The sequence below is a fragment of the Paenirhodobacter ferrireducens genome, assembly GCF_004022265.1.
Taxonomy (GTDB): Bacteria; Pseudomonadota; Alphaproteobacteria; order Rhodobacterales; family Rhodobacteraceae; genus Rhodobacter; species Rhodobacter ferrireducens.
In genome coordinates, this window is record NZ_SAVB01000002.1 from 246,709 (window position 1) to 255,111 (window position 8,403).

General features: G+C 70.2%; 7 protein-coding genes. 3 read left to right on the plus strand and 4 right to left on the minus strand.

Annotated elements, in window-relative coordinates:
* Positions 1 to 151 precede the first annotated feature (151 nt).
* The 3 genes from EOW65_RS02670 to EOW65_RS02680 are packed head-to-tail and all read right to left on the minus strand — an operon-like array spanning position 152 to position 4,025.
* Positions 152 to 1,543: an aldehyde dehydrogenase family protein gene (locus EOW65_RS02670; protein ID WP_128147453.1), complete on the minus strand. Its 1,392-nt coding sequence runs from the start codon at positions 1,541 to 1,543 to the stop codon at positions 152 to 154.
* Complete coding sequence (locus EOW65_RS02675; RefSeq protein WP_128147454.1) at positions 1,540 to 2,382, minus strand: fumarylacetoacetate hydrolase family protein; 843 nt, start codon at positions 2,380 to 2,382, stop codon at positions 1,540 to 1,542. Before EOW65_RS02675 ends, EOW65_RS02670 begins: the two co-directional genes overlap by 4 nt.
* A complete protein-coding gene (locus tag EOW65_RS02680; protein WP_128147455.1) occupies positions 2,379 to 4,025 on the minus strand; it encodes an Eco57I restriction-modification methylase domain-containing protein in 1,647 nt (548 codons plus the stop codon). Before EOW65_RS02680 ends, EOW65_RS02675 begins: the two co-directional genes overlap by 4 nt.
* Positions 4,026 to 4,260: 235 nt before the next feature.
* Between EOW65_RS02680 and EOW65_RS02685 the strand changes: the two genes are divergently transcribed.
* From EOW65_RS02685 to EOW65_RS02695, 3 genes are all read left to right on the plus strand, one after another.
* Positions 4,261 to 4,572 (plus strand): FeoA family protein, encoded by a 312-nt coding sequence (locus tag EOW65_RS02685; protein WP_240664463.1) that lies wholly within the window; start codon positions 4,261 to 4,263, stop codon positions 4,570 to 4,572.
* Between the two features lie 10 nt (positions 4,573 to 4,582).
* The gene (feoB, locus tag EOW65_RS02690) at positions 4,583 to 6,481 is read left to right on the plus strand and encodes a ferrous iron transporter B (protein ID WP_128147456.1); all 1,899 of its coding nucleotides are present in this window, start codon (positions 4,583 to 4,585) and stop codon (positions 6,479 to 6,481) included.
* A 155-nt stretch (positions 6,482 to 6,636) separates the two neighbouring features.
* Positions 6,637 to 8,190 carry an acetyl-CoA hydrolase/transferase family protein gene (locus tag EOW65_RS02695; RefSeq protein WP_206364004.1) on the plus strand — a complete coding sequence of 518 codons (1,554 nt, stop codon included), beginning with the start codon at positions 6,637 to 6,639 and terminating at the stop codon, positions 8,188 to 8,190.
* Positions 8,191 to 8,282: 92 nt separating this feature from the next.
* Here EOW65_RS02695 and EOW65_RS20195 read toward each other — a convergent pair.
* Positions 8,283 to 8,403: glutamine synthetase (locus EOW65_RS20195; protein WP_240664472.1), on the minus strand; the 121-nt coding region annotated here is incomplete at its 5' end.

The window sequence follows — 8,403 nt, forward strand, 5'->3', positions numbered from 1 at the left end:
GGCAAGGGGGCGGGCGGCAGAAGGGGGCGCTGCCCCCTCTTGGCTGCGCCAATTCACCCCCGAGGTATTTCGGGCAAGGAGAAAGCACGAAGGGGCTTTTGCGTCCAGTTGCCTCGACGATCCCGGCGGCGAGGGCGTCCCCCTGCCCGGCCTATCCCACGAGCCGCTGCACCAGCTTCGCAAGCCGCGCCTTCGCCCCGGTATAAGGCGGCATCAAGAGGCCCAGCGAGGAGAAGCGGTCCTCGAGCACCGGCTTTTCATGGCTGAAGGCGCGAAAGCCCCAGATCCCGTGCGCCGCGCCGAGCCCGGAATTGCCGATGCCGCCGAAGGGCAGGTTCAGATGCAGGTAATGCGCGAGCGTGATGTTCACCCCGAGCGCGCCCGAGGTGGTGGTGGCACTGATGTGCTCGATCACCGCGCGGTCGCGCTCGAAGAGGTAAAGCGCAAGCGGTTTCTCCCCCGCCTCGATCTGGCCGAGCACCGCGTCGAGGTCGTCATAGGCGATCACCGGCAGCACCGGGCCGAAGATCTCCTCGCGCGACACCGCCATCGCCTCATCGGTGCGGGTGAGCACGGTGGGGGCGAGATAGCGCGCGGCTTCGTCGGCCTCGCCACCCGCGACGATCTCCGCCCCGCCCGACCGGGCCTCGTCGAGCATTGCCTTCAGACGGGCGAAATGGCGCCCGTTCACGATCCGCGCGAAGCTGTTCGAGCTGCGCGGATCGGTGCCGTACATGCGCGCGATCTCGGCGCGCAGGGCGGTCAGGAACGCGGCCTCCTGCGCGCGCGGCACGAAGACGTGGTCTGGCGCGATGCAGGTCTGGCCGGCATTGGCGAACTTGCCCCAGGCGACCATCCGCGCGGCGCGCTTCAGATCCGCCCCGGGGCCGAGGATCACCGGCGACTTGCCGCCGAGTTCCAGCGTGACCGAGGCGAGGGTCTTCGCCGCCGCCGCCATCACCACCCGTCCGACCGCGGGCGAGCCGGTGAAGAAGATGTGGTCGAAGGGCAGCGCCAGAAGTTCCGTCGAGGTCTCGACCCCGCCCTCGACCACCGCCACCACATCCTCGGGAAGCGCGGCCGCGACCAGCCGCACGATCAGCGCCGAGGTCGCGGGGGCAAGCTCCGATGGTTTCACCACCGCGCCGTTGCCGGCCGCCAGCGCCGAGACGAGCGGGCCGAGGGCGAGCGAGAACGGATAGTTCCACGGCGCGATCACCAGCACCGTGCCCTTCGGCTCGGGCCGCAGCCGGGCGCGGGTGCCGAGCATGGCAAGCGTCGGCAGGACGCGGCGCACCTTCATCCAGCGCCGCAGATGGGCGAGGGTATGGCGGATCTCGGCCAGCACCGGCACGATCTCGGTCAGCCGGGTCTCGGTCTCGGGCTTGCCGAGATCGGTGGCCAGCGCCGCCATGATCTCGGCCTCATGCGCGCGGATGGCCTTCGCAAGGGCCGTCAGCGCGGCGCGGCGCTCGGCGTAACCGAACCCGGTGCGGCGCGTGGCATTGCCGGCGGCAAGACGGGCGAAGGCGGCCCCGCTCATGCCGGCACCACGCGCTGGCTCTGCGTGCCGAGCCCCTCGCCCGTCAGCGCGACCACATCGCCGGGCTGCAGGAAGCGCGGCGGCTTCATGCCCATGCCGACGCCCGGCGGCGTGCCGGTGGTGACGATGTCGCCCGGTTCCAGCGTCATGAAGCGGCTGAGATAGCTCACGAGGAAGCGCACGCCATAGACCATCGTCGCCGTCGTGCCGGCCTGCATCACAGCCCCGTTGACCGAGGCACCAAGCGCCAGCGCCTGCGGATCGGCAATCTCGTCGCGGGTGACGAGCCAGGGGCCGCAGGGGAAGAAGGTGTCGTGGCTTTTGCCCTTGGTCCATTGCCCGGAACGCTCGGTCTGGAAGGCCCGCTCGCTGACGTCATTGGCCAGCATGTAGCCCGCCACATGCGCCATCGCGTCGGCCTCCTCGACGTATTTCGCGCGGGTGCCGATGACGAAGGCGAGCTCCACCTCCCAGTCGAGCTTTTCGGCGCCGCTCGGCAGCTCGACCGGGTCGTCGGGGCCCGAGATCGCCGAGGATGCCTTGAGGAAGATCACCGGCTCGGGCGGCACCGCCATGCCCGCCTCCTCGGCGTGATCGGCATAGTTCAGACCGATGCAGATCACCTTGCCGGTGCCCGCGACCGGCGGGCCAAGCCGCGTGCCGGGCGCCACCACGGGCAGGGTCGCGGGGTCGAGCGCCGCCAGCCGGGCGAGGCTTTCGGGCGAAAGCGCAGCCCCCGACAGATCCGTCAGCACGCCGCCAAGGTTGCGGATCGAGCCATCGGGCGCCAGCATCCCCGGCCGCTCGGCCCCCGCCGTGCCCCATCGCAGAAGTTTCATCGGTGCGTCTCCTCTCCTGTCGCGACCTCTGCCGCGACCTCCTCCACCAGCCGGTCGAGGCGCGCCTGCGCGCCCCGCCGGCCCTCGTTCAATGCGGCCAATGCCTGACCAAGCGCGGCAAGCCGCGCGGGCGGCACCCGGCGCAGGTCGGGCACGGAAATCTCGAGCAGGTCGCGCGGTTCGATCTTGCGCAGGCCGCCGCCATAGCGGCGCAGCTGCGCCTCGGCGAGGCACGCGACTGGGGCGGCGTTCAGGCAGGCGGTCAGCGCGCGCAGGAAGGCGCGGTCGCGGCGCTCGGGAAAGATGCCGTGAAAGGCCGTCAGCTGCAGCGCGCCCGCCTCGTTCAGCACGAAGCGCAGCCGGTCTCGGGCGAAGGTCGCAGCCCAGATCGGCGCGACAGAGAGCCGTTCGGGCGCGTGCCAGGGCGTGCGGTTGCGGGTGAGGAAGCGCGCATCAAGCCCCTCGGCGGCCCCCGCGTCGACATAGGCCGCCTCGGCGGGCGCGAGCGGCGGTGTCAGGTCGAGAAAGACCGTGGGCCGGCCCGCCGCCTCAAGCGTGTCGAGGTCTGCCGCGGTGAAGACCGGGCCCGGCGCATCGCCCGCCTTCGCCACGCAAGGAAGCCACCGGTGCGGCGCGATGCCCTGCGCAAGCGCCGCGGCCCGGCTCAGGTGGAAGAAGCCGTTCGCCCCGGTCGCAAGGCCCCGCCGGGTGGTTGCAAGCGCGGCAAGCCGGACGAAGCCCGGCGGCGGGGCCGCGGGCAGATCGCGCAAGAGCACGTCCCATTTCGGCGCCGCGCGCAGCGCCGCCACCGGCACCGGCCGGCCGGAGGTGCCCGGGCCCGGCAGCGCCGCGCCCTCGGGCACGAAAAGGCAGGCGACACTTTCGGGCAGGGCCTCGCCCGAACGCGGCGCCTCGACGAGGACGAGGCTCGCCGTGGTCAGCGCATCGGCGAAGACCGGGCGCAGGTTGCACACCGAGACCAGCCGCCGCAGCAATCCGCGGGAGAGCAGAAACTCCTTCAGTACCGCGCCGGAATTCGCATTCGCCCATTCGGCCGGAAGCAGGAAGGCGCCGCGCCCGCCCGGGCGCAGGCGCAGGCAGGCCTCGATCACGAACAAGGTGTAGGCGTTCACTGCACCCTGCAGCGGCACCCCGGTGCGCAGCGCCATCGCCCGGATCTGCGCGCGCAACCCGTTGCCCGCAAGCGGCCGCAGCCAAGGCGGATTGGCGATCACCGCCTCGACCGGCCCGGCCGGGCTGGCGAGGAAATCGCCGATGCGCAGATCGGGCGCCAGCCCTTCGGCCGCGCAGGCCGCCTGCCCCGCTGCGGCGATCGCGGGGTCGATCTCCCAGCCGGTGACGGCGATGCCGGGGCGCTGCGCGGCAACGGCGCGGGCAAGGATGCCGGTGCCAAAGGCCGGGTCGAGCAGCGTTGCGGGGCACGCCTCGGCGATCCAGGCGGCCATCAGCGCCGAAAGCTCGGGCGGGGTCAGCACCTGCGCATGGGCACGGCGGTGCGCGGCCGGGGTCTGTGCCAGATAGGCCGCGTCGATCGCGCCCGCGCGCGTCGCCGGCACCGGCGCGCGCGCCTTGCGCGGCCGCCCTGCCCGTCGCTTCCCCGCCGTGCTCTGATCTCCGTCCATGGCCTCCTCCGCTGCCGCGCCGATCCTGCGCGGCCCCCGCGCCCCGCGCAAGCCCCCGACGAGACCCGGGGCCCGGAACCTTGCGGCAGCGCGCCGCATCACATTCCCGCGCGAGGCGCGGGAATATTCTTGATTGCTTCACTCGGAATAGTATGAAGGACGCATCGACGCGCTGTCGCCCGGCCCGGACCAAGGCCCCGCACAGCCCGCCGGCCCAGAACGGAGGGAACCGGAGATGATGATCTCGCCGCAGCCGATCGACGCCGCCAGCCTGCCGGGTCATGTGCCCGAGGCCGCGCATCGTCCGCTCGGCGCCCTGCACAGGGGCTTTTCCGGCCATGTCTTCCGCATCCTGCCCGCCGCCCATTCGAACACCCTGCCCGCCGAGGAGATGGAACGGCGGCTGATCGAGCTTGGCTTCGTCGAGGGCGCGCGCGTCGCGATCCTGCACGAGGGGCTCTTCGGCCGCGATCCGATCGCCGTGCGGGTGAACGGCGCCACCGTGGCGCTGCGCCGTCGCGAGGCGATGGCGATCCTCGTTTCCTGAACCGGACCAGATGGACTGTTGTGACACTCCCGCGCCCGCCGCGGCGCGCCCCGACGATCTTCGCCTGGCGATCGTCGGCCCGCCGAACTGCGGCAAGACCGCGCTGTTCAACGCCCTGACCGGCTCGCGCCAGCATGTGGGCAACTATTCGGGCGTCACCGTCGAGCGCAAGGCGGGGCTGGCGAAGCTGCCCTCGGGCGCCTCGATCGGGGTCATCGACCTGCCCGGCACCCACAGCCTGCGCGCGCGCAGCCCCGACGAGGTGGTGACGCGCGACGTGGTCCTTGGCCGGCATCACAACGAACGCGTGCCCGACCTGCTGCTGGTCGTGGCCGATGCCTCGGCGCCGCGCTCGGGGTTGCGGCTGGCGATGGAGCTCGCCGCCACCGGCCTGCCGATGGTTCTGGTGATGAACATGATCGACATCGCCCGCCACCGTGGCATCGAGATCGACACCAACGCGCTCTCCGAAACCCTGGGCGTGCCGGTCGTCACCGCGAATTCGGTGCGCAAGGGCGGGCTCGATGCGCTGCACGCCGAGCTCGACGCGATCCTTGCCCGCGGCGTGCCCGAACCCGGCCCGAACCTGTGGAGCCCGCCCGATGCCGCCGACCTGCGGCTGAGCCACCGCGCCGCCGACCGGCTGATCGCGCGCGCCGTGACCGAGCCCGAGCTGCCCGACACGCTGACGAACCGCGTCGACCGCGTGTTGCTGCACCCGGTCTTCGGCCTCGTCTTCCTGCTGGTGCTGCTCTTCGTGATGTTCCAGGCGGTCTTCACCTGGGCCGCGCCGCTGATGGACCTGATCGACGCGGGCTTTGGCGTGGTGGGCGGTTTCGTCGCCGCGCATGTGCCCGAGGGCATCGTGCAGAGCTTCCTTCTGGATGCGGTGATCGCGGGTGTGGGCGGCGTGCTGGTGTTCCTGCCACAGATCCTGATCCTCTTCCTCTTCATCCTGCTGCTCGAGGACCTCGGCTACATGGCGCGGGCGGCCTTCCTGATGGACAAGATCATGGGCGGCGCGGGGCTGCACGGGCGCGCTTTCATCCCGCTTCTGTCCTCCTTCGCCTGTGCCGTGCCCGGGATCATGGCGGCACGGGTGATCGACAACCGCCGCGACCGGCTGACGACGATCCTTGTGGCGCCGCTGATGACCTGTTCGGCGCGGATCCCGGTCTATACGCTGATCATCTCGGCCTTCATCCCGGCGCGCCACGTGCTCGGCGTGCTCAGCCTGCAGGGGCTGGTGATGTTCGGCCTCTACGCCGCGGGCATCGTCTCGGCGCTTGGCGTCTCGGCGGCGGCGAAATTCATGTTCTGGCGGCGCGAGCCCTCGCCGCCCTTCATGCTCGATCTGCCCGATTACAAGCTGCCCCGGCCGCGCTCGGTGGCGATCGGGCTTGCCACCCGGGCGAAGGCGTTCCTGAAACGCGCCGGCACCACGATCTTCGCGATGACGGTGCTGATCTGGCTGCTCGCCACCTTCCCCTTCGCGCCTGCGGGCGCGACCGAACCGCCGATCCTCTATTCCTTCGCCGCGATGATCGGTCATCTTCTGGAACCGATCCTCACGCCGATCGGCTTCAACTGGCAGATCGCCGTGGCGCTGGTGCCCGGCATGGCTGCGCGCGAGATCGCCGTCTCGGGCCTTGCCACGGTCTATGCCGTGGGCGGCGACAGCACCTCGGCGCTTGGCGCGATCCTCGCCGCGAACTGGAGCCTTGCCACCGCGCTCTCGCTCCTCGTGTGGTATATCTTCGCGCCGCAATGCATCTCGACCCTCGCCGTGATCCGGCGCGAGGCGGGGGGCGCGCGCTGGATGTGGCTGACCTTCGGCTACATGTTCGTGCTGGCCTGGATGGGGTCTTTCCTCACCTATCACCTCGCCGTGCTGCTCGGCGCGGGCTGACAGGCCGCGCCTAACATTCTTGCGAAAGCCATGCACGGGGCGCATGTCTGTTACGCCATCGACAAACGCGCGGCATTCTGCTTTCGGATAGTTTCATGCGCGCGACGGAATATGAACGACCGTTGCTGCGCCCTCAGGGGTTTGGGAGGAGCCAGATGACCACCAGCAAGACGAACGCCCGCCTGCGCCACGCCGGCCTTGCCGCTCGGGTGATGAGCGCCGAAGATGCGGCCGCGCTGATCCCGCACGGTGCCACGATCGGCATGTCGGGCTTCACCGGCTCGGGCTATCCGAAGGCGGTGCCGGTGGCGCTCGCGGCCCGCGCAGAGGCCGAACATGCCCAGGGCCGGCCGTTCCGGGTGCGCGTGCTCACCGGCGCCTCGACCGGCCCCGAGCTTGACGGTGCGCTGGCCCGCGCCGACGGCATCGAGTTCCGCCTGCCCTACAACTCCGACCCGATCCTGCGCGAGCGCATCAACCGCGGCGAGATGGATTACGTCGACATGCACCTGAGCCAGGTCGCGCCGATGGTCTGGGAAGGGCTTTACGGCGAACTCGACTTCGCCGTGGTCGAGATCTCGGGCATCACGCCCGGCGGTCAGCTGATCCCCTCCTCCTCGGTCGGCAACAACAAGACCTGGCTCGATCGCGCCGACAAGATCATCCTCGAGGTGAACCGCTGGCAGTCGGAATCGCTCGAGGGGATGCACGACATCTATTACGGCACCCGCCTGCCGCCGCACCGCGTGCCGATCCCGCTGATCGCGCCCGATCAGCGCATCGGCGAGCCGCATTTCCACGTCGACCACTCGAAGGTCGTTGCGATCATCGAGACCGACGCCGCCGACCGCAACGCGCCCTTCTCGAAGCCCGACGGCTCGGCCCAGGCGATCGCGGAACACATCCTCGAGTTCCTCGCCCACGAGGTGAAGAAGGGCCGCCTGCCGAAGGCGCTGCTGCCGCTGCAATCGGGCGTCGGCAACGTGCCGAATGCGGTGATGGCCGGGCTGATCAATGCCCCCTTCGAGCCGATGACCGCCTTCACCGAGGTGATCCAGGACGGCATGCTCGACATGATCGACGCGGGCAAGCTGCGCATGGCCTCGGCCACCGCCTTCTCGCTCAGCCCCGAACGCGCCCATGACCTGAACGCGCGCGCCGATCACTATCGCACCAAGCTGATCCTGCGCCCGCAGGAGATCTCGAACCACCCCGAACTCGTCCGCCGTCTCGGCGTGATCGCGATGAACGGGCTGATCGAGGCCGACATCTACGGCAACGTGAACTCGACCCATGTCATGGGTTCGCGGATCCAGAACGGCATCGGCGGTTCGGGCGATTTCGCCCGCAACGCCTTCCTGTCGATCTTCATGACCCCCTCGACCGCCAAGGGCGGCAAGATCTCGGCGATCGTGCCGATGGCGGCGCATGTCGACCATATCAGCCAGGACGTGCAGGTGATCGTCACCGAACAGGGCCTGGCCGACCTGCGTGGCCTCGCGCCGCGCAAGCGCGCCGAGACCATCATCCGCAACTGCGCCCACCCGGCCTATCGCCCGATGCTCGAGGATTACTTCGCCCGCTCGATCTCGGGCAGCTGGGGCAAGCACGCGCCGCATCTGCTGCCCGAGGCTCTGTCGTGGCACCAGCGCTTCATCGAGACCGGCTCGATGCTCGAGGCGCAGATCAACGCGGCGGCAAGCGCGTAAGCACTCCGCCCCCTGACCATGCGAAACGGCGCCCCCCGGGGCGCCGTTTTCCGTTTTGGGGCGCCCGGCATCGCGGGCGCGCATTTGTGGTTTCAGATATCGAGGGTATTGTCGCGTTCCCAGTGGGAGAAGTGGTTCACGAAGGCGTTCCACTCCTGCATCTTGAGCTTGAGATATCCCGCCGAGAATTCCTCGCCCATGGCGGCCTTGAGG